Origin of the sequence: Hyphomicrobium sp., assembly GCF_009026145.1 — a bacterium.
Classification (GTDB): domain Bacteria; phylum Pseudomonadota; class Alphaproteobacteria; order Rhizobiales; family Hyphomicrobiaceae; genus Hyphomicrobium_A.
This window is the reverse complement of the sequence record NZ_WBUE01000008.1, coordinates 38,967-62,632: the sequence shown is the minus strand read 5'-3', so window position 1 is coordinate 62,632 and position 23,666 is coordinate 38,967. Positions and strand designations below refer to the sequence as shown.

The 23,666-nt window shown below is 65.7% G+C and carries 20 protein-coding genes and 1 other RNA gene; 10 read left to right on the top strand and 11 right to left on the bottom strand.

The window, feature by feature from the left end; translation table 11 throughout:
• The first annotated feature begins 5 nt into the window (after window positions 1-5).
• Window positions 6-977 (top strand): type II secretion system F family protein, encoded by a 972-nt coding sequence (locus F9K20_RS08725; RefSeq protein WP_291000038.1) that lies wholly within the window; start codon window positions 6-8, stop codon window positions 975-977.
• A 30-nt stretch (window positions 978-1,007) separates the two neighbouring features.
• On the opposite strand, the gene F9K20_RS08720 is transcribed toward F9K20_RS08725, so the two are convergent.
• Together F9K20_RS08720 and F9K20_RS08715 are read right to left on the bottom strand one after the other, a co-directional pair.
• Window positions 1,008-2,258 carry a tetratricopeptide repeat protein gene (locus F9K20_RS08720; RefSeq protein WP_291000035.1) on the bottom strand — a complete coding sequence of 417 codons (1,251 nt, stop codon included), beginning with the start codon at window positions 2,256-2,258 and terminating at the stop codon, window positions 1,008-1,010.
• Between the two features lie 133 nt (window positions 2,259-2,391).
• A complete protein-coding gene (locus tag F9K20_RS08715; RefSeq protein ID WP_291000033.1) occupies window positions 2,392-3,054 on the bottom strand; it encodes a glutathione S-transferase family protein in 663 nt (220 codons plus the stop codon).
• Window positions 3,055-3,165: 111 nt separating this feature from the next.
• On the opposite strand from F9K20_RS08715, the gene F9K20_RS08710 reads away from it, so the two are divergent.
• Both F9K20_RS08710 and F9K20_RS08705 read left to right on the top strand, forming a co-directional pair.
• Window positions 3,166-4,605, top strand: coding sequence for a leucyl aminopeptidase family protein (locus F9K20_RS08710; RefSeq protein WP_291000030.1), 1,440 nt, complete (start codon window positions 3,166-3,168; stop codon window positions 4,603-4,605).
• Window positions 4,602-5,525 carry an NlpC/P60 family protein gene (locus F9K20_RS08705; RefSeq protein WP_291000027.1) on the top strand — a complete coding sequence of 308 codons (924 nt, stop codon included), beginning with the start codon at window positions 4,602-4,604 and terminating at the stop codon, window positions 5,523-5,525. The genes F9K20_RS08710 and F9K20_RS08705 overlap by 4 nt, the downstream gene beginning before the upstream one ends.
• Window positions 5,526-5,750: 225 nt before the next feature.
• Here the strand turns inward: F9K20_RS08705 and F9K20_RS08700 are convergent, their stop codons facing one another.
• The 8 genes from F9K20_RS08700 to F9K20_RS08665 all read right to left on the bottom strand — a co-directional run bounded on the left by F9K20_RS08700 (window position 5,751) and on the right by F9K20_RS08665 (window position 15,521).
• Window positions 5,751-6,215 carry a hypothetical protein gene (locus F9K20_RS08700; RefSeq protein WP_291000025.1) on the bottom strand — a complete coding sequence of 155 codons (465 nt, stop codon included), beginning with the start codon at window positions 6,213-6,215 and terminating at the stop codon, window positions 5,751-5,753.
• A gap of 72 nt (window positions 6,216-6,287) precedes the next feature.
• Entirely contained in the window at window positions 6,288-6,929 is a 642-nt protein-coding gene (locus F9K20_RS08695) for a glutathione S-transferase family protein (RefSeq protein ID WP_291000021.1), read from the bottom strand.
• A 33-nt stretch (window positions 6,930-6,962) separates the two neighbouring features.
• A complete protein-coding gene (locus F9K20_RS08690) occupies window positions 6,963-8,585 on the bottom strand; it encodes an ABC transporter ATP-binding protein (RefSeq protein WP_291000019.1) in 1,623 nt (540 codons plus the stop codon).
• A gap of 8 nt (window positions 8,586-8,593) precedes the next feature.
• Complete coding sequence (locus F9K20_RS08685) at window positions 8,594-9,733, bottom strand: ABC transporter permease (RefSeq protein WP_291000255.1); 1,140 nt, start codon at window positions 9,731-9,733, stop codon at window positions 8,594-8,596.
• Window positions 9,734-9,815: 82 nt separating this feature from the next.
• Window positions 9,816-10,934, bottom strand: a complete 1,119-nt coding sequence (locus F9K20_RS08680) for a microcin C ABC transporter permease YejB (RefSeq protein WP_291000018.1) — start codon at window positions 10,932-10,934, stop codon at window positions 9,816-9,818.
• An 11-nt stretch (window positions 10,935-10,945) separates the two neighbouring features.
• The gene (locus tag F9K20_RS08675; RefSeq protein WP_291000016.1) at window positions 10,946-12,736 is read right to left on the bottom strand and encodes an extracellular solute-binding protein; all 1,791 of its coding nucleotides are present in this window, start codon (window positions 12,734-12,736) and stop codon (window positions 10,946-10,948) included.
• Window positions 12,737-12,777: 41 nt separating this feature from the next.
• The gene (locus tag F9K20_RS08670; RefSeq protein ID WP_291000013.1) at window positions 12,778-14,757 is read right to left on the bottom strand and encodes an extracellular solute-binding protein; all 1,980 of its coding nucleotides are present in this window, start codon (window positions 14,755-14,757) and stop codon (window positions 12,778-12,780) included.
• 194 nt (window positions 14,758-14,951) lie between these two features.
• Complete coding sequence (locus F9K20_RS08665; RefSeq protein ID WP_367115833.1) at window positions 14,952-15,521, bottom strand: cytochrome c family protein; 570 nt, start codon at window positions 15,519-15,521, stop codon at window positions 14,952-14,954.
• Between the two features lie 148 nt (window positions 15,522-15,669).
• Between F9K20_RS08665 and F9K20_RS08660 the strand changes: the two genes are divergently transcribed.
• The 3 genes from F9K20_RS08660 (at window position 15,670) to F9K20_RS08650 (ending at window position 18,149) form a co-directional block, all read left to right on the top strand.
• Window positions 15,670-16,407, top strand: a complete 738-nt coding sequence (locus tag F9K20_RS08660) for a 3-deoxy-manno-octulosonate cytidylyltransferase (protein ID WP_291000011.1) — start codon at window positions 15,670-15,672, stop codon at window positions 16,405-16,407.
• Between the two features lie 66 nt (window positions 16,408-16,473).
• Window positions 16,474-17,388 carry a prephenate dehydratase gene (locus F9K20_RS08655; protein ID WP_291000008.1) on the top strand — a complete coding sequence of 305 codons (915 nt, stop codon included), beginning with the start codon at window positions 16,474-16,476 and terminating at the stop codon, window positions 17,386-17,388.
• Window positions 17,389-17,399: 11 nt separating this feature from the next.
• Window positions 17,400-18,149 carry an SDR family oxidoreductase gene (locus tag F9K20_RS08650; protein ID WP_291000005.1) on the top strand — a complete coding sequence of 250 codons (750 nt, stop codon included), beginning with the start codon at window positions 17,400-17,402 and terminating at the stop codon, window positions 18,147-18,149.
• 338 nt (window positions 18,150-18,487) lie between these two features.
• On the opposite strand, the gene F9K20_RS08645 is transcribed toward F9K20_RS08650, so the two are convergent.
• Window positions 18,488-20,587: an alpha/beta hydrolase gene (locus F9K20_RS08645; RefSeq protein WP_291000002.1), complete on the bottom strand. Its 2,100-nt coding sequence runs from the start codon at window positions 20,585-20,587 to the stop codon at window positions 18,488-18,490.
• A gap of 193 nt (window positions 20,588-20,780) precedes the next feature.
• Here F9K20_RS08645 and ffs point away from each other — a divergent pair.
• From ffs to F9K20_RS08625, 4 genes are all read left to right on the top strand, one after another.
• An RNA gene (ffs, locus tag F9K20_RS08640) (signal recognition particle sRNA small type) lies at window positions 20,781-20,876 on the top strand.
• Between the two features lie 121 nt (window positions 20,877-20,997).
• Window positions 20,998-22,839 (top strand): DNA polymerase III subunit gamma/tau, encoded by a 1,842-nt coding sequence (locus F9K20_RS08635; protein ID WP_290999999.1) that lies wholly within the window; start codon window positions 20,998-21,000, stop codon window positions 22,837-22,839.
• Between the two features lie 25 nt (window positions 22,840-22,864).
• On the top strand, window positions 22,865-23,185 hold the full coding sequence (locus F9K20_RS08630; RefSeq protein WP_290999996.1) for a YbaB/EbfC family nucleoid-associated protein: 321 nt from the start codon (window positions 22,865-22,867) through the stop codon (window positions 23,183-23,185).
• 15 nt (window positions 23,186-23,200) lie between these two features.
• Window positions 23,201-23,665: a YbhB/YbcL family Raf kinase inhibitor-like protein gene (locus F9K20_RS08625; RefSeq protein ID WP_290999993.1), complete on the top strand. Its 465-nt coding sequence runs from the start codon at window positions 23,201-23,203 to the stop codon at window positions 23,663-23,665.
• Window position 23,666 lies beyond the last annotated feature (1 nt).

Sequence of the window (23,666 nt, the reverse complement as noted above, 5' to 3'; positions counted from 1 at the left end):
CGCCCATGGATTTTATCGACACCTTCACCAATCCGACGTTCCTCGTCACCATCCTGACGGCGATCTGCGCCTTCGCGACGGTGCTGACCATCGCCATGCCGATGCTCGCCCAGGACCGCATGAATCACCGCATGCGCACCATGGCGGTGGAACGCGACAAGATGCGTGCCGAGCGGCTTGCCGAGATGGCCGCACGCGACCGTCAGGGTCGTTTGCGGCAGACGCCGACCGGCTTCATGCAGCAGATCGTCAAAGCGCTGAACCTTCACAAGATCCTGGACACCGAGGATCTCCGCGATCGTCTGAAGCGCGCCGGCCTGCGCGGGCAGGCGCCGCTCGTCGCGTTCATGTTCTTCCGTGTCGCCGCGCCGGCGATCTTCTTCGTCGTTGCCGTCATCTACCTGTTCCTGCTCAACATTCTCGACTACCCGCCGCTGATCAAGCTCATGATGGCGCTCGCCGCGGCGTTCCTTGGCTCCTATGCGCCGAGCCTGTTCATCGAGAACCTCATCCAGAAGCGCCAGCAGTCCATCAAGCTGGCGTTTCCCGACGCCCTCGACATGCTGCTGATCTGCGTGCAGTCGGGCATGTCCGTCGAGGCCGCGTTTGCCAAAGTGTCGAAGGAGGTGGCGGGCCAATCGCTCGAGCTCGCCGAGGAACTGAGCCTGACTACCGCCGAGCTGTCTTACTTGCAGGATCGCCGCCAAGCCTTCGACAATCTCGGCAAGCGCACCGGCATCCCCGGCGTCAAGGCGGTAACCACCGCGCTGATCCAGGCCGAGCGCTACGGTACACCGGTCGGCCAAGCCTTGCGCGTCATGGCCAAGGAGAACCGCGATATCCGTCAGTCGGAGGCCGAAAAGAAGGCGGCTTCCTTGCCGCCCAAGCTCACCGTACCAATGGTACTGTTCTTCCTGCCTGTGCTGTTCATCATCATCTTGTTCCCGGCGGCGATCCGCTACTGGGAGTGGGCCTGAGGGCCTAGCGTCGCGACAGCGCCGAGCGGATCAGCGCTTGGCCTGGGCGATGAGCGGCGACCAGCCGTCGGACTTACCAGCCGCTGCCGTCTTGCCGGATGGCTGCTCGGGCTGCGCGGCGGCCTTCTTCGGCTGCTTGGCCGCGACCTCGTCCTCGCTGACGGCGAACTGCTTTGCCATCTCGGCAACCGAGAGAACTTTCGCTGGGGGCGCTTCGGCGCGGGGCGGGTCGGCGGGCGCCTCGGTCGAGACGACCCAAGCCGTATCGCCGGCCGCGTCAGTATCCGGCGGTGGCAACCCCTGCACGTCGGCGACCTTCTCCACCGGAGCCGCGGCGACGACGGGCTCCTCGATCGAGGCAGGCGGAGCAACTGGCGCCGCGGCGATCTTGGCTTCGACGTTCCATTCCGCCGGCTGCGGATCTGAGTTGGGTACCGACTTCGGATCGAGCTTCACCACCTGACGCAGGTAGTCGGCGTTCTCCGAGGCATTCGTCATCGGAATATCGCGGGCGGCGACCAACTTCGCCTCGTCGTATTTGCCCTGCAAGCCGAGCACGAGCGCAAGGTTCTGGCGGATGCGCGTCGAGTTGCCGTCCGTTGCCGCCGCTTGCCGCAGCATCTGCTCCGCCTCGCCTGGCTCGCCGTTCATGGCGTGGGCAAGGGCGAGGTTGCTCAGCACCGATGGCTGATCGGGCGCCAGGCTCAGAGCACGCTGAAAATAGGGGATCGCCTCGTTGTAGTTGCCCTCCTTTGCGAGGGCCGCTCCCCGCGCCGAGACCACCCGCCAATCGGGATTGCCTGGGTCGTCGGCAATGGCGAGCAGCTGCTTGGCCACGTTGACCTGGTCGAGATCGAGGGCCAGCCGCCCATATTCGCTCGCGAGCTCACGGCTCTGCCCGTGATAGAGCGACGCCTGCTGCAGCACCGCCAGGGCGCGGCGCTTCTCGCCCATGGCCCTGAGATTGCGCGCATAGTTGAGGGCGGGCTGAAGCTCGCGCGGGCTCTGGGCATAGGCCTTGCCCCAATAGTCGGTGGCCTTCAGCAGATCATCCCCGATGCCGCCTTGTGCCGCCTGCGAAGCGGTTTGCGTCGGCTGAGCCGGCCGCCGCGTCGCCCGCGCCGCCATATTCTCGGGGCTGTTGATGGACAGAAGGTCGCCGCCACCCGGCTTCAGCGTCTGGCCGCAGGCGCCCAGCATGAGCGCGGCGGTGAGCGCCGCAATGGTGCCCCCCTGCCGTAGCCTGCGAGCTGCCGATTGCCGATGCGAAGCGGACGCCATCGTGGTCTCCCTGAGCGGTGCGGAGCAGAGGGCGGGCCACTTGCCCGAATCTCTGTCCTTTGACCGTCAGGTTGTGAGACACTTCTCAATAAACGATTAAGCCTCGCTAAGCAGGCGTTAAGACGCCAGCCGGTCATGTCGCCGAGGCCACCTCGGCCTTAGCCCCCTCGGTCCAGGTCTCCATCTCTGGCATGGCAAAGATCGTGGCCACATAGGCTGCCGCCGTGCCGTCGTCACCGTACTTGGCAAGGTCGGGCAGATAGGTGCGAAAGCGCGAGGCGACGGGCGCATACATGGCGTCGGCGGCGGTGAAGGCGCCGAACAGGAACGGGCCGTCATTCCCGAAGTCCCCACGGCACTGCCGCCAGATAGCGATGATGCGGCGGACGTTCGTCTCGACATCCTCCGGAACCGAGTCGAGCGGATTCGTTGCCAGCAGCTCCATCGAGCAGGTGTTGCGCAGGGGGGCAAAGCCGGAGTGCATCTCGGCGGACACGCAGCGTGCCAACGCCCGCGCCCGCCGGTCGGCCGGCCACAAGCCCGCATCCGGATGCGCTTCCGCCAGGTATTCGAGGATGGCGAGGCTGTCCCAAATGGCCATGTCCCCGTCGAGCAGCAGCGGCACGAGGCCGGAGGGGCTGTACTTCATGATCTCGGCCTTCGAATCCGCCAGGCGCAGGCGTACGTTAATCTCCTCGAACGGCAGCTTGAGGCGGCGCATGGCCAGCCACGGCCGCAGGCTCCAGCTCGACCAATTCTTATTGCCAATCACCAGGCGATACCGGTTTGCGGCCATGCTCTTGCCTTGCCCTCCGTGATCCTGTCTTGTGCGCCGCGCGAGTCGGCTGGGGATTTATGGCAACTCACGACCGATCCGTCACGGCCTGCCAGCAGTGAGCGTCCGCACATGAGCGATGAACCGATGAAGTGCGCCAAGTCCGCCGTCGATGAAATCTTGATCAGCGGCGGGACGGTGGAGAATGAAATCCCGATTTGGGCGGTGGGCAAGGATGCCTCCCTCGACGCGCTCCCGCTCTCGGTCGAGCAACGCACCTGGATCGAGGGTGTCGGGTTCAAAGGCACTGCCAAGCAACAGACATTGGTGCCCGGCGCCGACGGCCGCATCGCCGGCGTCCTCTTCGGCCTCGGCGATGGCGCCGCGGGAGAGCCGTGCGGGACCTCGGAGTTGCTCATCGGCCAGCTGGCGCAGTCGCTGCCGGCCGGCACCTACCGGCTGGCCAAGGAGCCGCGCGACCCGACGCTCGCCGCCATCGCTTGGGGGCTCGGCGGGTATCGCTACACCCGCTACAAGACCAAGAACAACGGCGGGGCACCGGCCGCGAGCCTGCGCCTTCCCCAGGGTGCCGACCGCGATCTGGCGGTGAACACGATCGAGGCGGTTCGCCTTGGCCGCGACCTCATCAACACGCCCGCCTCCGACCTGGGGCCGGCCGAGATCGAGGCCGCCGCGCGCGATCTTGCCCAGAGGTATGGCGCGCGCATCGACGTCACGGTCGGCGAGGAGTTGCTGGCCAAGAACTTCCCGATGATCCACGCCGTCGGCCGGGCCAGCTCGCGCGCCCCACGCCTGATCGACCTCACCTGGGGCCAGGAAGGCGCGCGCACGGTGACCCTCGTCGGCAAGGGCATCACCTTCGACACCGGCGGCCTCGACATCAAGCCGTCGAGCGCCATGTTGCTGATGAAAAAGGACATGGGCGGCGCTGCCGTGGTGCTGACCCTCGCCCATATCATCATGGCGCAGAAGCTGGGCCTGCGCCTGCGCGTGCTCATTCCCACCGCCGAGAACAGCATCTCGGGCGATGCCTTCCGCCCTGGCGACGTGCTGACCTCGCGCGCCGGCACCACGGTCGAGATCGGCAACACCGACGCGGAAGGCCGCCTCGTGCTCGCCGATGCCATCGCGCTCGCCGACGAGGAAGCCCCGCACAGTATGTTCGTGTTCGCCACGCTCACCGGCGCAGCGCGCGCCGCGCTGGGGCCCGACCTGCCGGCGATGTTCACCAACGACGATGCGTTTGCGGCCCAGATGGTTGCGATGTCGGCGGGCGTCGGTGACCCGGTATGGCGCTTGCCGCTGTGGCCGGGCTACGATGGCAAGCTGGAGAGCCCGGTCGCCGACATGAACAACGTGTGGGAGGCCCCCTTCGCCGGCTCGATCACGGCCGCGCTGTTTTTGAAGCGCTTTGCCGGCCGGGCGCAGCGCTTTGCGCATTTCGACCTGTTCGGCTGGCGCCTGCTGGCCAATGCGCTGGGACCGCGCGGCGGCGAGCCGCAGGTAGCCCGCGCCCTCTATGCCGTCCTCGCCAAGGAGCTCGACCGATGAGCGCTGCGGACGAAGAGATAAAGGCTCAATCCGCGCCTCAACGCGCGGCACCGCTCGATGCACGCCGCAACGTGTTCCGGCCCGACCTTGCCGCCGAGAGCCTCTATGGGCGGGTCAGCGCCCCCCGCTACGTGCAGGGCTATCCGGCGCAAGTCATACGCGCGGCGGTGCCGCTGCGCAGCCGCCCATCGCCCACGGTCGGGTTCGAGACCGAAGCCCTGTTCGGTGAGACGGTCACTGTCTACGACGAGCGCGAGGGTTGGGCCTGGGTACAGCTCACGCGCGATCGCTACGTTGGCTATGTCCCCTTCGATGCACTTTCCCCGGAGATCGACGAGCCGACCCATCGGGTGCGGGCGCTGGGCACCTTCGTCTACCCTGTGCCCGACATCAAATCGCCGCCGCTCATGCACCTCAGCATGAACGCCGAGCTGTGCATCGCCGGCGGCGACGAGCGTTTTCTGATGCTCAAGGGCGGCGGTTTCGTCGTCACCCGGCATGTCGCCGAGCGCGGCCGTCGGGCGCCCGACTTCGTCGAGCTCGCCGAGCGCTTCATCGGTACGCCCTACCTATGGGGTGGACGCACGCGGCTTGGCATCGACTGCTCCGGTCTGGTGCAGGTCACGCTCGAGGCTGCGGGCATCGCCGCCCCCCGCGACACCGACATGCAGCAGGCCGAGCTTGGCACCGAGGTGGCGATCCCCGACGTGCTCGAGGGCATGCAGCGCGGCGATCTCATCTACTGGAAGGGCCACGTCGGCATCATGGCCGACAGCGTTACGCTGGTGCACGCCAACGCGCACCATATGCAGGTCGCCGCGGAGACACTGCCCGAGGCCATCGAGCGCATCGCCAAGCTCGGCGCCGAGATTGCCGCCGTGAAGCGGCTCCCTGCGCTATCGGGCAAAGACATCGTCTGACCGCTCCACCCCCTCACCCGGAAGCTCATTTGCATTCGCTTCCGACCTCTCCCCACCGGGGAGAGGTTAGGGTCTTGCGTGCTCGAAGGTGCGAATCCTTCTTGGCCGCCACAGTTGACACGTCACTTCGCCCGCGAAGCGGGCAAGGGCGCAAGGCGCCCCGCGCCTTAGGCGCGGCTATCAGCTCGCGCGACATTGCCGCAAGCAAAGCTTCTCTCCCTCGTGTCACCGCCTATAGGGCAGGAAGCGGCGCTCGCGTAATTCGGTTCCATCGTCGTCGATGCTGGGCATCAGGTGCGGCTCGCCGCGCGCCTCGCGCCAGATACCGCCGTTCGGCAGCGTGACCAGCGTCTCCACCGAGCGCTCCAGCCCCGTCAGCTTGCTGATCCAATGGCGCTGCACGACATTGCCTTCGGCGACGGCCTCGGCGAACGGCACGAACCAATCGAAGGAGTCGATCGGCCGATTCTCGTACGTCTCGTCGGCAATGGCGAGATCGTAACGCTGATCAGCGTGTAAAATCAGCTCAAACGGGCAAGCACTAGCCACCGACGGCGTGACAGCGATCTTCCAATAGTCGCCCGTCTCCGTTTCTTCCAGGTGCGCGGCATCCGCGATCGACGGCGCCCAGTAGCGCAACGCCGTGATCGTCGTTTGAAGCCGTGAGCGGAAGACGTCGTCGGGCAGCATCGCTATCGAATGTCGGATGATCGGTGCCGACTACGATGCCGCAAAGCGGCGCACGTTCAAGCGGAATATCTTTCAGCCGCGCATCTGTCGTGCAAATGCCTCGTCGTTGGATATTTGCCGCTGCAACGCAGGGCGTGCTGCCAGGCGCTGCGTATAGGCGACGAACTCGGGCAGCTCCGGAAGCAGCTTGAACTGCATTCCCCAGCGGAGGCTGGAGCCGATCACGACATCGGCCGCCGAGAAGCGCTCACCGAGGAGATGCGGCGAAGCCTTCGCGGTTGCCTCGCGCAGCGTGGCGATGACGGTGTCATAATCGGCCCAGCCGGCCATCGTGCGCGGCGCCGGCGGTCGGCTCAGCGCCTTGTCGATCATCGCCGGCTCGATGCAGCTCGGCGCGTAGAACAGCCACTTGAGATAAGGCCCGCGCAGCTTGTCGCCGATCGGCGGCGCCAGCCCCGCCTTGGGATAGGCATCGGCGAGATAGCAGCAGATGGCGGAAACCTCGCTGACGATGGTGCCGCCATCATCGAGCGTCGGCACCTTGCCCATTGGATTGATGGCCAGGTACTCGGGCTTGCGCTGGTCGCCGTCCTTGAGGCTCAGCAGCTTGACCTCGTATGGCTCGCCTATCTCCTCGAGCATCCACATGGCCACCGAGGAGCGCGACGGTGTGGCGTGATAGAGCTTCAGCCGTGGCTGTGCTGCTTCCGGCATGGCTGTCCCTCCTCCTGCAGACCTGCGGATTGCTCAGACGGCAAGCGCGCTCTTGTGCGCCACCTTGATGTCGAAGGCGGCGGCGAGCAGGGCCTTGGTGTAGTCCTCCTTCGGACGCGAGAACACCTCGGCGGCCGCACCCTCCTCGACCACCTTGCCGTTGCGCATCACGATCACGTAGTTGCACAAGGCGCGGATGACCTTGAGGTCGTGGCTGATGAACAGGTAGGCGAGGTCGCGCTTCTTCTGCAGGTCGCGCAACAGATCGACGATCTGCGCCTGCACCGACATATCGAGCGCGCTCGTCGGCTCGTCGAGCATGATGAACTTCGGCTGCAGCACCATGGCGCGCGCAATCGCGATGCGCTGGCGCTGACCGCCGGAGAACTCGTGCGGGTAGCGGTCCTGCGCCTTGGGGTCGAGGCCAACCTCCTTCAGGGCGGCGCTGACGCGCGCGCGGCGCTGCTCGTATGTCAACTCGGGGGACTGGATGGTCAGCCCTTCCTCGATGATCTGCCCCACCGACATGCGCGGCGATAACGAGCCGTAGGGGTCCTGGAATACGATCTGCATTTCCTTGCGCAGGGGGCGCATCTCGCGGCTCGTCAGCCCGTCGATGCGCTTGCCCATGTAGACGACCGGGCCGTCCGACGAGATGAGGCGCAGGATGGCGAGGCCGAGCGTCGTCTTGCCGGAGCCCGATTCGCCGACGACGCCCAGCGTCTGCCCCTGCCGCAGCTTCAGCGACAGCCCGTCGACCGCTTTGACGTAGTCGACGGTGCGGCGGAGCAAGCCTCGCTTGATGGGGAACCACACCTTGAGGTCGTCGGTCTCGACGACGACCGGCGCCTTGTCGTTGGCCGTGGGCGGGGCACCCTTGGGCTCGGCGGCGAGGAGCTGCTTGGTGTAGGCGTGCTGCGGCTTGGTGAAGATGTCCTCGGTGGCGCCTTCCTCGACGATCTTGCCGGCCTGCATGATGTAGACGCGCTCGGCCATCCTGCGCACGATGCCGAGGTCGTGGGTGATGAGCAGCATGGCCATGCCCATCTCGCGCTGCAGCTGCTTCAGGAGCTCGAGGATCTGCGCCTGGATCGTCACGTCGAGCGCCGTGGTCGGCTCGTCGGCAATCAGCAAGTCGGGCTCGTTGGCGAGCGCCATGGCGATCATGACGCGCTGGCGCTGGCCGCCCGAGAGCTGATGCGGGAAGGCGTCGAGCCGCTTCTCCGGCTCGCGGATGCCGACCTTGTGTAAGAGCTCGAGCACCCGCGCGCGCACTGCCGCCTCGTCCATGCGCCGATGCACGCGCAAAACCTCGCCGACCTGCCGCTCGATGGTGTGCAGCGGATTGAGCGACGTCATCGGCTCCTGGAAGATCATCGAGATGCGGTCGCCGCGCACCGATTGCAGCTGCGATGGCTTGAGCTTCAGGAGGTCGCGGCCCTCGAACCACACTTCGCCGGAGGGATGCGAGGCGGCCGGATACGGCAACAGGCGCAGGATCGACAGCGCGGAGACGGTCTTGCCGGAACCGGATTCGCCGACGAGGGCCACCGTCTCGCCCTTGCCGATGCGGAAGCTCACCTTGTCGGCAGCGATCATCTCGCCGTGCGCGAAGGCGACCGATAGGTCCCGGACATCGAGAAGCGCTTTTGACATCTCAGCACCTACCGGAACGTCTTGCGCGGGTCGAGCGCATCGCGCACCGCCTCGCCGATGAAGATCAACAGCGACAGCATGATCGCCACGGTGAAGAAGCCGGTGAGGCCCAGCCAAGGTGCCTCCAGATGCCGCTTGCCCTGCAGCAGCAATTCGCCGAGCGAGGGCGAGCCGGGCGGCAGGCCGAGGCCGAGGAAGTCGAGCGCCGTCAGTGCGGCGATGCTGCCCGACAGCTGGAACGGCATGAAGGTGAGGGTCGCCACCATGGCGTTGGGCAGCATGTGCTTCCACATGATCTTGCGATGCGACAGCCCGAGCGCGCGCGCTGCGTTGACGTACTCGAAGTTGCGCGCGCGCAGGAACTCGGCGCGCACCACGCCGACGAGGTTCACCCACTCGAACAGCAGCAGCGTGCCGAGCAGCGTCCAAAAGCCGGGCACCAGAACCGAGGAGATGATGATCAGCACGAACAGCGACGGCACCGAGGACCAGATTTCCAGGAAGCGCTGGAAAATGAGATCGGTACGTCCGCCGAAATAACCCTGCACGGCGCCGGACGTGACGCCAACCGCCGCCGACAGCAGCGCCAGGATCAGACCGAACAGAACCGAGATACGAAAGCCGTAGATGACGCGTGCGACGACGTCGCGCCCCTGGTTGTCCAGCCCCAGCCAGTTCGTATTGCCGAGTGCCTTATAGCGGGCGAGCTGATCTGCCGGCGCGTCGCACAAGGGCGCGCTCGTTGCCCACGGCGGGGGCGCCGGGTACCCAAGGCACAGCCCGCTTGGACTTTTGCGCCCCGGGTAATCCTTGTTGATGGTGTCGTAGGAATAGCGGATCGGCGGCCAGAAGGCCCAGCCGTTGTTCTTGATCTCGTCGAGGATCACCGGGTCCTTGTAGTCGGTGACGGCGAGGAAGCCACCGAACTTCGATTCCGGGTAATCGGTGAGCACCGGCGACAGGAGCTCGCCTTTGTAGCTCACCAGCAGCGGGCGGTCGTTGGCGAGGAACTCGGCGAACAGCGTGACGAGGAACAGCGTGAGAAAAATCCGCAGGCTCCAGTAGCCGCGCCGGTTGGCCTTGAAGTTGTCCAGCCGCCGCTGGTTGATGGGGCTCAGCTTGTCGCGCGACGGCCAGCGCCGCGTCAGCCATTCGGGTAGCCGGCGATGCTCCTCCCTCGGCGGCGGCTGCGATTGCGGCAAAGGCGTTTCGAGTGCGCGCAGATCCACCTCAGACCTCCCGGCTCTCGAAGTCGATGCGCGGATCAACGAGCGTGTAGGCGAAGTCCGACAGGATGTTGAGCAGCAGTCCCATCAGAGAGAAGATCCACAGCGTGGCGAAGATCACCGGATAGTCGCGCTTTTCGATCGACTCGAAGGACAGAAGCCCGAGGCCATCGAGCGAGAAGATGGTCTCGATGAGCAGCGCGCCGGCGAAGAAGGCGCCGATGAACGCGCCGGGAAAGCCCGCTATGATCAGCAGCATGGCATTGCGGAACACGTGCCCATAGAGCACCTGGTTCTCATTGAGGCCCTTGGCGCGCGCCGTCATCACGTACTGCTTGCGGATCTCGTCGATGAACGAGTTCTTGGTGAGGAAGGTCATCGTCGTGAACGCCGTCAGCGACATGGCGATAATTGGCAGCGTCAGGTGCCAGAAATAGTCGACCACCTTGCCGATGAGCGAGAGCTGATCCCAGTTGTCCGAGGTCAGCCCGCGCGACGGGAAGATCTGCAGGAACGACGAGCCGGCGAACAGGATGAGCAGGAGCACCGCGAACAGGAAACCCGGCACTGCGTAGGCGATGACCAGCGTGGTGCTGGTCCAGGCGTCGAACGGCTCCCCGTCGCGCATAGCCTTGCGGATGCCGAGCGGAATGGAGATGAGATAGGTGAGCATCATCATCCACAAGCCCAGCGAGATCGACACCGGCAGCTTTTCCTTGATGAGCTGCAGCACCGAGACGTCGCGGAAGTAGCTCTTGCCGAAGTCGAAGGTCAGGAAGCTCTTCATCATGATGAGGAAGCGTTCGTAGGCCGGCTTGTCGAAGCCGAACTGCTTCTCGAGGCTCTTGATGAATTCCGGATCGAGCCCTTGCGCGCCGCGGTACTTCGAGGTGACCGCCTCGGCGGCGCCCTGGCCGAGCTGTGCCTGGCTGCCGCTCGACAGGGTATCGGTGCCGCCGCCGCCGATGCGCGAGACGATGGATGTATCGTGCCCCGTGAGCTGCGCGATGATGCGATCGACAGGACCGCCGGGAGCGAACTGGATGATGGCGAAGCTGATCAGCATGATGCCGAACAGCGTCGGTATGATCAGCAAGAGGCGCTTGAGGAGATAGGCGGCCATCGGAGCGGGGCTCAATTCTTGGCTAGCTTGGCAGCTTTGTCGGCGTCATACCACCAGGTTTCGATCACGCCCTCGTCGTACTTCGGCTTTACCGCCGGGCGCGCATACTTGTCCCAGAATGCCACGTTGTGCATGGCCTTGTACCAGTGCGGCACCCAATACTGACCCGCGCGCAAGACACGGTCGAGGGCGCGAGTCGCAGTCGCCAGCTCGGCGCGCGACTTCGCTTCTATCACCTTCGTGATGAGGGCGTCGACGACCGGGTCCTTGATGCCGGCGAGATTGAAGCTGCCGTCCATGGCGGCGGCATCGGAGCCCCAGTAGCTCTTGACCTCTACGCCCGGCGTCAGGCGCAGCGCATAGCGCTGCGTGGTCATGTCGAAGTCGAACGACTTCATGCGCCGCTCGTACTGGGCCGGGTCGACCCTGCGCAGCGAGGCGTTGACGCCGATGCGCTTCAAATTGTCAATGTAGGGAATGACGATGCGATCGAAGCCGGACTCGAAGGAGAGGATCTCGACGGTGAGCGGTCTGCCGCCATCGCCGTAACCGGCCGCCGTGAGCAGGTCGCGCGCACGCTTGAGATGCTTGCGGTCGCGCCCCGAGGCGTCCGTCACCGGGGGCGAGTACGGCTCGCCGAACACCTCCGGCGCCAGCCTGTCCCTGTATGGCTCGAGCAGCTTGAGCTCCTCCGGGCTCGGCGGCCCTGAGGCCTTCATGTCGGAATTCTCGAAGAAGCTCTGCGTGCGCGTATAGAGCTCGAAGAACAGGTTCTTGTTCGACCACTCGAAGTCGAAGGCGAGTCCGAGCGCCTCGCGCACGCGTTTGTCCTTGAACGGCTCGCGCCGTGTGTTGATGAAGAAGCCCTGCGCTCCCGATGGGCGCTCGTCGGGCATCGTCAGCCGTATGAGCCGGCCTTCCTTCACCGCCGGGACGTCGTAGCCGGTGGCCCAGTCGATGGAGGTGAACTCCTCGCGGAAGTCGAAGCTGCCGGCCTTCAGCCCTTCCAGCTCCAGCGTGCGGTCACGGTAGTAGTCATAGCGCAGCTCGTCGAAGTTGAAGCGGCCGCGATTGACGGGAAGATCCCTGGCCCAATAGTCGGGACGGCGCTTGTAGGAGACGAAGGTGCCGGCCTTGTAGGCCCCGATCTCGTAGGGACCCGAGCCCAGCGGCTTGTCCAGCGACGTTTGATCGAAGGGGCGGGCCGTGTAGTAGGCCTTCGACAAGATCGGCAGCTCGGCGACGACGAGCGGCAGGTCGCGGATGAGGTCGCCGGTAAACTCGTAGCGGACGGTATGCGGATCGAGCGCCTCGGCCTTCACCACGTCGCGCAGCGACAACCCAAAATTCGGATGCCCCTTCTGCTTCAGCGTCTCGAAGGAGAACACGACGTCATCGGCCGTCACCGGCGTGCCGTCGGCGAACTTCGCCTCCGGCCGCATCGTGAAAGTGACCGACTTGCCGTCGAGCGCCACCTCGGCGCTGGCGGCGACGAGACCGTAGACGGCGTCCGGCTCGTCGAGGGCGCGCGTCATCAGGCTGTCGAACAGGTATTCGAGGCCCTGCGCGGAATCGCCCTTGAGGATGTAGTTGTTGAAGCTGTCGAATGTGGTGCGACCGGCGGTGCCGATCATCGCCAGGCGGCCGCCCTTGGGCGCACCGGGATTGACGTACTCGAAGTGCTTGAAGTCGGCCGGATACTTCAGCTCGCCGAAGGCCGACAGCCCGTGGCGCGGCTCGGCGCTGGCGGTCGTGGCAAGCGCCGCCGCGGCGATGGTGAGGGCGGCGAGGCGGGTGAGCATTGGGGCGCGTCGTTCAAAGGGCGCTGCCTGCATTGCCACCATCACTGTCTCCGCGCCGCGGCGAGCGCCTTCTGCTTGTCGGCATCGAACCACCAGACCTGCGACAGTGCCGACGTCTGCGAGGGCAACTTGGCGGGGCGGCCGAACACGTCCCAATAGGCGATCCGCTCGAATGGATAGTGCCACTGCGGCACGACGTAGAAGTTCCACAACAGCACGCGGTCGAGGGCGTGCGTCGCCGCTAAGAGCTCATCCCGATCCTTGGCGAACACCACTTTGTCGATCAACTTGTCGACTGCCGGGTTCTTGATGCCGGCGGTGTTGCGCGAGCCGTCACGGTCGGCGGCGGCCGAGCCCCAGAAGTCGCGCTGCTCGTTGCCGGGCGATTCCGATTGGGCGAAGTTGTCGACAATGATGTCGTAATCGCGTGAATCCTCGCGCCGCTTGTACTGCGCGCCGTCGACCATGCGAATGGATGCCTTGATGCCGAGCTTCTGCAGGTCCTGCACGTAGGGCAGCACGATCTTCTGGAAGTCGGGCGATTGGAGCAGGAATTCGGCGTCTAGCGTCTGTCCTTGCGCGTTGCGGAGGAGGTTCGCCTTCGGGGCGGACGACAGCCCCACCGTGCGCATGATGGAGCAGAACGTGCCGCAGCTTCCGTCGTCGAGCACGACCTCCTGCAACGTCCAACCGGCCTCGTTGAGAAGCTTCGAGGCTTCACGCATGTGGTTGCGGAAGTCGTCGGGCGTGTTGTTGACCGGGTTGTTCCACTCGGTGGTGAACACCTCGGCGGGGACCTCGTCCTTCACCTCGTTGAGGATCTCGAGCTCGCGCCCCTGCGGCAGCCCTTTGGCAGCCAACTCGGAATTGTCGAAGTAGCTGCCGACGCGCACATACGAATTATAGAACAGCTTTTTGTTGGCTTCCTCGAAGTTGAAGGCCAAAGCGAAGGCGCGGCGCACGCGCGGATCCTGGAACTGCTTTCGCCGCTGGTTGAACACGAACGCCTGCATCGGCGCCACGCGCTTGACCGGGATGGCTTCCTTCTTCACCCAGCCCTTGTCGATGCCCGAGAAGCCGTAGCCGGTAGCCCAGTTGCTGGCGGTGCTTTCCATCCAGTAGTCGAGCTTGCCCGACTTGAACTCCTCGAAGGCCGGTGTGCGGTCGAGGAAGTAGGTCAGCTTGAACTCGTCGAAATTCCACTGGCCCTTGGCGATGGGAAGATCCTTCGCCCAGTAGTCCTTGACGCGCTCGTAGGTGATCGAACGGCCGGCGTCGAAGCTCTTGATGCGATAGACGCCGGAGCCGACCGGTATCTCCATCGACGTCTTGGTGATGTCGCGCGGCTGGCCGTCGGGGCCGGTGCCTTCCCAGAACTTCTTGGGCACGATCATGAGCTGGCCGACGATCTGCGGCAGCTCGCGGTTGCCTTTGACGTCGAAGGTGAAGGTCACCTCGTTGTCGCCGGTCTTCTCCGCCTTGACGACGTTCTTGTAGTAAAAGGCCGCCCGCGGATGGGCTTTCTTCTGCGCCTCGAAGGAGAATACGACATCCTCGGGCGTAATCGGCGAGCCGTCCTGGAAGCGCGCCTTGGGATTGATGCCGAACGTCACCGACGAAAAGTCGGGCGGATAGGACACCCACTCGGCGATGAGCCCATACTCGGAAGACGGCTCGTCGGGGCTGCCCGTCATCAGCGAATCATAGATGAGGCCGAGGCCGCCGGCTGGATCGCCCTTGACGGTGAATGGGTTGAGACTGTCGAAGGAGCCCTCGGCGAAGCCGCGCAGCGTGCCGCCCTTGGGCGCGTCGGGGTTGACCCAGTCGAAGTGATCGAAGCCGGCGGGATACTTCGGTTCGCCGACCAGCGACAATGCATGGTGGCGCTCGTTCGCTTGCGGGGCAGGGCTGGCTTCGGTCGCCGTGCCTGCCGGTGGCTCCTGTGCTGCGGCCGGGGCGACGACGATGAGGCAAAGCAAGGCTGCGAGGCAGGTGGCGGGGACGTCGAGACGCGAAAGCACCAGGCGTTTTCCCTTTCAGTCACGGGTCGGGAGGGCAAAAGGCGTCGCTACGGCCGAAAAATCTCATGGCTTCGCGCGCCGTATGAGACCTACAAGACATGCCAACGCCCCGAGGGTCGCAAAATCCGGGCCGCGGGGCGAGTTAACTTGCTGTCATTTTGCCGCCCAGAGCGCAGCGGCGCGGCCCGGGGGTGTTATTTCACGCTGTTAAGGTAGGCGAGCAGGTCGGCGAGGTCACCCGGATCGGCAATTCCCGGGAACAGCATCTTGGTGCCGGCCACGAAGCCCTTGGGATTGTGAATGAACACCGCGAGATCCTCGAGCGTCCAATCGCCACCTTTGGCCTTCAGCGCGTCCGAATAGGTAAATCCGGCATGGCTCGCCTTGGGACGGCCTACGACCCCGGCGAGATTGGGACCAACCTTGTTGGGCCCGCCAGGCTCGGCCGAATGGCAAGCCGCGCACTTGCCGAAAATCTTCTGGCCGGCCTGAGCGTTGCCGGATGCGGCAGCGTCCGCCACCGCCTTGGGATCGAAAGCGTTCGCTGCCGGTGCCGGCGCAGCGGGTGCCGCAGCCGGAGCCGCCCCACCGGCACTGTGCCCCGCCGCGGGCGCCGCTTCCGGCGTCGCCAGCACGTAGCCCGGCTTTTCCGGTGCCTTGTCGTGCTCGCCAATTTCGAGCGCCACGCGGAAGCCGACGATGACCAGAAAGGCACAGAGAAACGCACCGACAATTTTCGAAACCTCGAAGGAATCGATTCGCATTCCACCCGCTCCGCAGCCTCGCGTCCGGCCCCGCCGAACAATCGGGGGGACTATAGAAACTCCGCATCGGCTTGCAACCGAGGCAGGCTCCGTTCTATGTGCCTGCGCCCGGGACCAATTGCCTCGGCTCAACGCTAGGTGCGGACCAGTGCCGAACACGCTCGTCGTCATCCCCGCCCGCATGCAGGCGACGCGCCTGCCCGGCAAGCCGATGGTCGACATCGCCGGCGTCCCGATGATCGTGCAGGTATGGCGTCGCGCCGTTGCCGCCGATGCCGGCCGCGTCGTGGTGGCCACTGATGCGCCGGAGGTGGTGGCGGCGGTCGAGGCGGCGGGCGGCGAGGCGGTGATGACGCGGGCCGATCACGCCTCGGGCTCCGATCGCATCTTCGAGGCGATCACCCGTGTCGATCCTGACGCGCGCGCCGAGATCATCGTCAACCTGCAGGGCGATCTACCGACGCTCGAGCCGCACCTCGTCGCCGCCTGCGTCGCGCCGCTCGCCGAGCCGGCAACGGACATCGCGACCCTCGCCGCCGAGATCGTCGAGGTGGAGGAGCGCACCAACCCCAACGTGGTGAAGGTCGTCGGCTCGCCGCTCGCCGCACCCGGGCGCCTGCGGGCGCTCTACTTCACGCGCGCCACCGCCCCCTACGGCGAGGGCCCGCTTTACCACCACATCGGCATCTACGCCTACCGGCGTGCGGCGCTGGCCCGCTTCGTGTCGCTGCAACCTTCCCCGCTCGAGAAGCGCGAGAAGCTGGAGCAGTTGCGCGCCCTGGAGGCCGGCATGCGCATCGACGTCAGCGTCGTTGACACTGTTCCGCTCGGTGTCGATACTCCCGCCGACCTCGAGCGGGCCCGCCGCCTCCTGGGGGCCGCCTGAACCTTCCGCGCCCCGCCGCGCCATAAAAAGCCGCGTGCGCCGCGGCTCATTCATCCGCTTGTGATCATGCCGAATTCACCCCGCCAGACGCGCGCGGCCGCCGAACGCATCGTCTACCAGGGCGAGCCGGGCGCCAACTCGCACCTTGCCTGCCGCGAGGCTTTCCCGGGAATGGAAGCCGTCGCCTGCCCGACTTTCGAGGACGCGCTGCAGGCGGTGAAGGTGGGCGAGGCGCGCCTCGCCATGATCCCCATCGAGAACTCGGTGGCGGGGCGCGTCGCCGACATCCACCACCTGTTGCCCGAGGCCGACCTCTACATCGTCGGCGAGCACTTCCTGCGCGTGCGCCATCAGTTGATGGCGACCCCCGGCGCCTCCCTGAAGACCATCAAACGCGTCCTCAGTCACACCCAAGCGCTCGGCCAGTGCCGCCGCAAGCTGATAGAGCTCGGCCTGAAGCCGGTCCCCGAGGCCGACACGGCCGGCTCGGCGCGCATGGTGAGCGAGGCCAAGGATCCAATGCTCGCCGCCATCGCCTCCTCGCTTGCCGCCGAGATTTACGGTCTCGACATTCTCGTCAAGGATGTCGAGGACGAGGTGCACAACACGACGCGCTTCGTCGTGCTCGCGGCCGAGGCCGACGACGCCGATCCCGACGACGGCCCGGTCATCACCACTTTCATCTTCCGGGTGCGCAACGTGCCGGCGGCGCTCTACAAGGCGCTGGGCGGATTTGCCACCAACGGCGTCAACATGACGAAGCTCGAAAGCTATCAGCTCGAGGGCACCTTCAACGCCACCATGTTCTACGCCGACATCGAAGGGCATCCTGCCGACCGCCTGGTGCGCCTGGCGCTCGAGGAGCTGTCGTTCTTCTCCTCGGAGAAGCGGGTGCTGGGCACCTATCCGGCAAGCCCGTATCGCGCCGAAGCTGCGCGCCTCGCCGCGGAAGGCAAGATCCCCGTGCGGCGCATCCGCTGAGTGAGGTGGGAATGAAGCTTCAAGGCAAGGTAGCCATCGTCACCGGCGCGGCCTCCGGGTTCGGGCGCGGCATCGCCGAGCGCTTCGCGCTGGAAGGCGCCAGCGTCGTTGCCGCCGATCTCAACGGCGAAGGGGTGCGCGCGTTCGCCTCCGGCTTCGGCGACAAGGTGATCCCCGTGCAGGGCGACGTGTCGCAGAAGGTCGACGTCGATGCCATGGTGCGCGCCGCCACTGAAGCCTTCGGCGGCCTCGACATCGTCGTCAACAACGCCGGTGTGACGCACCGCAACCAGCCGCTGCTCGAGGTCGGCGAGGCCGAGTTCGACCGCATCTACGCCGTCAACGTGAAATCCATCTACCTGTCGACCATCGCTGCCGTACCGAAGATGGAAAAGCGCGGCGGCGGCATCATCATCAACATTGCCTCCACCGCCGGCGTGCGCCCGCGCCCCGGCCTCACCTGGTACAACGGCTCCAAGGGCGCGGTGATCACGCTGACCAAGTCGATGGCGGCGGAGCTGGCGCCGAAGAACATCCGCGTCAACGCCATCAACCCGGTAATGGGCGAGACCGGCATGCTGACGCAGTTCATGGGGCTGCCCGACACGCCGGAGAACCGCGCCAAGTTCCTCGCCACCATTCCCCTGGGGCGGATGTCCCGGCCGCACGATATTGCCAACGCGGCGATGTTTCTCGCCGACCCGGCCTCCTCTTTCATCACCGGTGTCGCGCTCGAGGTCGATGGCGGCCGCTGCATTTGACGCGTTTCCGATTGAGATCGGAAGCACCCCCTCACCCGTCGCTCATGCTGCGCATTTCGCGCCGACCCCTCCAGCCGATGCAAAGATATTGCGTTTGAATCGTCATGGCCGCGCAGGCGGCCATCCGCGCCAGCTTGAGCAAACTCTTTTGGCGAAGTTCACCGCGCGTGTACGCCTCGCTCGCATCAAATCACCGTAGCGCAAGGGGAGATTTGCGTAGATGGCCGCCTGCGCGGCCATGACGGGAAGGGGAGCATCAAGCGCTAATCTCCGCATCACAGCGGACAAGCCGGTGCGCTAGCGCCGCGTGGGGCGTTTCCCAACTAGATGTTGGAACGCTAGCGCGTGGTGCCGGTCGCGGTCGGTGGCACCGCTGGCTGCTGCGCCGTGGGTGGCGCCGCCGGCGCAGGTGACGCGGCGGGCGGGGCAGGCTTGAGGCCCTCCTGCACGGCTTCCTTCGCTTCCGCCATCGGCCCCTCGGGCAGCGTCGCCCAGTATCTCTTGCCGTGCACGCCCTTGTACGGCAGCGCTTTGAATCGCTTGCCGTGCGGATCGCGATGGCTCGGATCTCCCGCCGGCAGGCCCGTGATGACAGTCTGGATGTCGTTGAGGATCACCTTGTCGTCGACGTAGTCGGCGTGCGTGTAGGTGAAGAACTTCCAGAAATCGTACTCGGGCGGTGTCTTGTCGACGACATAGACGTTGCTGGCGTTGACGGAGAGCGGCTCGCCCCAAGGCGTATGGCCCCCGGCGCGGTCATTGAGGCCGCGCAGCAAGGACGACAGCCACAGCACCCAGTCGCCGCCGGAGGTGTAGATCGTCACGCGCTGCGCGAGCTTCGCCCAGGTGAGGATCTTGGTGTTGAACACCGCCGCCGAAACGTCGGGGGCGGCGAACACGACCTGCCCCAGGCGCAGCGTGCCTTCCTCGTGACGGCGCCCGTCGAGGATGGTGCGGATCGAGCCCAAGACGCGCATCAGCTGCTGCGAGCCCATAGAGTGGGCGACGATGTCGAGCGTGCGGATGTTGTTGTCGCGCAGCATGGCGGCCAGGAACGCCTGCAGCGAGCCCTCCGCCTCCTCGGCGTTGTCGACGTCCTGCAGGTAGCGCAGCGACCGGCTGACGCTCGGCCATGAGAACATGTACACGCGCCCCTTGTAGTCGGCGCCACCGGCGATACGGGCCGCCGCCTGCACAGCCTCCAGGAACGAGTTGTTGTAGCCGTGGATGACGAGCAGTGCGTGCGTGGCGTCTTCCGCCGCAGCTGTGTCAATGATGCGTACGTAGTTCTCGGTGCTGCGGTCGATCGGCTCGCTGAGCAGCCTAATGCGCGAGTTGGCCGCGCGTGCGCCGCCGCGCCAGGCGCCACGATACGTGGTATCGCGCGCCACCGAGAAGCGCGGGTTCACCTGCACGCAGCCAAAGGTGATTCTGTCGCTTGCGGTGTTGCCGAACATGGTGCTCATGTCGCCGTCTTTGTTGGCGACCCCGCGCGTGGTGGCGAACACGATGCGCACGCCGCCGCGCCGCGCGCGCCGTTGCGACCCGAATACGCAGTTCTTGGTCGTGAGCTCCCGCCAGCCGTTCTGGTCGTAGAAATCGGAGGCGACGATGTTGAACACGGCGCGCGCGATCAGCGACCAGGCGATCTCGTTCTCGCTCGGTATCGGCGCGCCGTTGATGCCTGCCGTGTAGAGCTTGGCGATCTGCTTCTTGATCTTCTCTAATCGCGCGGCGGGGAGAATCTCGGGGGGCGGCACGAAGCCCTCCGGCGGCCTCATGTCGAAGCGAATATAGATGCCGCGCTGGCCGCCCTGGTACTCGAAGTTCATGTTGTGGAAGAAGTAGCGTGATCCCCACCGGTTGCCGGCGCCCTCGGCAATGACCTCCGATCCGGAGTTGTGGAGATACGTGAGCGTCAGCGCGCCGTAGGACTGGTAGCCGCGCGAGAAGGAGTTGGTGGAGGATTCGCGCCCCGAGACGCGAAACACGTCGATGCCGACGCGGCTGACCTTGGGGTTCTCGTATTCCTGCCAGGTTTCCGTCGATGGCTTCGCCTCGGGAGGCAACAGGCCGGCGGGAAAGGTCATCTTGAGCTGGTTCACCGGGTTGATGACCTGCTTGAACCCGATGAAGGCATAGACCGCATTGTTGTTGTGCTTGAGCGTATCGCATTCCGCTTCGGTGAGGATGGCCTCATCGGTGCCGGGCAGGCTGTTGGCGGCACGGAAATCCGCGATCGAGGTGCGCAGCATCTTCTCGTTGGCGCGGCCGATCTCGGCGGCGAGGAAGCCGGAGAGGATGAGCTGGCGCTGCACCTCCTTGTCGCGCAATTGGATGTCGAGGTCCTCGCCTTCGGGGCAGGCGGCGCGCGCGGTCGGGGACAGCAGTGCAACAACCGTGCAAACGCACGCAAAAAACGACGCAATATGCCTCATGTGCAATCTTTCCCCCGCAATGACGACCGGAGACCAGGAAGCAGAAATCTGCGGCGTCCAATAGTGCCGCGCCGCATCAGGTTGCATTCCATGCGCTCATCCTGGAGCGGAAAGATGACATGGCGTGGATGGATATTGCCCCGCCCCCCGGGGAGGGTTGTAACCCGCGGGCTGACCCCCCATAATCGGCCCGGGAGGTTGGCGGCGGACGCATCCCTCGCCAACCGGGTCAGGTCCGGAAGGAAGCAGCCCTAACGATCAGGACGCGGGTCGTTCGTCAGCCTCCTCTTTAGTCTCGCTCACGGGCCGTTCCGCTCGCCGCGCTCGCGGGGCGCTGGCCCTTCCGCGAGGGCGCGACTGGTCGCAGGCCGCACTTGCGGCGCGAGGCCCTGCGGGCCTAAGGCAGGGTCATGGCAAAGAAGAAATCCGACAGCGGGAAGAACCGGAGCGACGCCGAAGGCGGCGCTAGGCCCTATGTCGTGCTGGCGCGAAAGTATCGGCCGCAGAGCTTCGACGACCTGATCGGTCAGGAAGCGATGGTCAAGACGCTGCGCAACGCGTTTGCCTCGGGGCGCATCGCGCAGGCCTACATGCTGACCGGCGTGCGCGGGGTCGGCAAGACGACCACGGCGCGCATCATCGCGCGGGCGCTCAACTACGAGACGGAGACCGTCAAGGCGCCGACCTTCGATATGCCGGAGCTCGGCCGGCACTGCGCCGAGATCATGGAGAGCCGGCATCCCGACGTGATCGAGATGGATGCCGCCTCCAACACCGGCGTCGACAACATCCGCGAGCTGATCGAAAGCGCGCGCTACAAGCCGATCATCGCCCGCACCAAGGTCTTTATCATCGACGAAGTCCACATGCTGTCGAAGGGCGCCTTCAACGCGCTTCTGAAGACGCTCGAAGAGCCGCCCGAGCACGTCAAGTTCATCTTCGCGACGACCGAGATCCGCAAGGTGCCGGTGACGGTCCTTTCGCGCACGCAGCGCTTCGATCTGCGCCGCGTCGACGTGCCCGAGCTCGCCGCGCACTTTGCCAATATAGTCGCCAAGGAAGGTGCGAAGGCTGAGGACGATGCCCTGGCGCTGATCGCGCGCGCCGCCGAGGGCTCGGTGCGCGATGGCCTGTCGCTGCTCGACCAGGCGATCGCCATGGGCGAGGGCGACGTGCGCGTCGGAACGGTGCGATCCATGCTCGGTCTGGCGGACCGCGGCCGCATCTTCGATTTGCTCGAGCATGCCTTCCGCGGCGACGCCAAGGCCGCGCTGACCTCGCTCGACGAGTTGCACCGCGATGGCGCCGAGCCCGTGCAGTTGCTCGGCGACCTCGCCGAGGCGGTGCATGCCGCCGCACGCGTCAAGGCTGTCGGCGTCGAGGCTGGCAGCGAGGGCTTGAGCGCCGAGGAGCGGCGCCGCGCCGCCTCGATCGCCGCCAAGCTGTCGACCCCGCTTCTGTCGCGCGCCTGGCAGATGCTCTTGAAGGGCGGCGAGGAGACGGCCAAAGCGGCAAACCCGCGCGCGGCCGCCGAAATGGTGCTGATCCGGCTGGCCTACACGGCCGATCTGCCGGCTCCCGATGAGGTCATTCGCCTGCTCGGTGGCGAAGGCGCGCTCGCCCGCAGCGGCAAGCCGGTCCCCGCCGATAACGGCGGCACGCGGGATGCGCCGCTCAACCAGGACTCGCCAGCGCCGCCCGTCGCCGCGTCTGCGCCACTCGCAACGTACTCAACTCCGCCATCGGATGAGCTGCCCTTCGTCGATGACGAGAATCCGGGTCTTGATCTGGAGTACGATGCAACCTTCGACGACGCCGCCCTCGATGACGCTGCAGCCGCTCCGACGGCGCGCGCCGATCCACGCTCCTTCGACGAGGTCATCGCCCTTACCGGCGCGCGGCGCGACATGATGCTGAAGGTGCACCTTGAAGATCGTGTCAGCTTGGTGAAGTTCGATGCGGCGGCAGGCTCAATCGATCTTTACCTGTTGCCCGGCGCACCGCCGCAGATCGCCAACGAGCTGCGCGAAAAGCTCAATGCCTGGACGCAGCGCAAGTGGGTCGTGGTGCTGTCGAAGGCGGCGGGCGAACGGCCGCGCGGCGAGGTACGGCGCGAGCGCGAGGCGGCCGAGCTCGAAGCTTTGAAGACGCATCCGGCGGTTAAAGCGGTGCTCGACCAATTCCCCGACGCCAAGATCGCCGAAATCCGCCCGCTGCTCGGCCCGGGCCGCGACGAAACCGGCACCGGCTGATGCAATCAAATGGAGGCATGAGCGCATGAAGGATCTGATGGGGATGATGAAGCAGGTGGGCCAGATGCAGGCTCGCGTGCAACAGATGCAGGAAGAGCTCGCCGGCATGGAGATCGACGGGCAGTCCGGCGGCGGCCTCGTCAGAGTGACGCTCACGGGCAAGGGCGACGTGAAGAAGGTGCAGATCGACCCGAGCCTCGCCAAGGCGGACGAGGTGGAGATCCTCGAGGATCTCATCGTCGCCGCCGCCGGGGATGCCAAGGGCAAGCTCGACGCCAAGCTGCAGGCGAAGATGCAGGAGATGGCCGGCGGCCTGCCGCTGCCGCCGGGGATGAAGCTGTTCTAGAGGCGCACGATGGCCATGCAGATCACCTCTACCGCATTCACCGATGGTGATGAGATACCGGCGAAATACACCTGCGAGGGCAAGGATGCCTCGCCGCCGCTCGCCTTCGCGGGGGTCCCCGCCGGCGCCAAGAGCCTGGTGCTGATCGTCGATGACCCGGATGCGCCCGATCCCAAGGCGCCGAAGCTCACGTGGGTGCATTGGGTGCTTTTCGACCTGCCGCCCGACACGACCGGGCTGCCTGAGAGCGTCTCGACGCTGCCCGCCGGCGCCAAGGACGGCGTCAATGACTGGAAGCGGACGGGCTGGGGCGGCCCCTGCCCGCCGATCGGCCGCCATCGCTATTTCTTCAAGCTCTACGCGCTCGACACCAAGCTCGAAGGACTGAAAAATCCGACCAAGCCGCAGGTGCTCATGGCGATGGAGGGACACGTCCTCGCCGAAGCGCAGATGATCGGCACCTATCAGAAGGCCGGCTAGC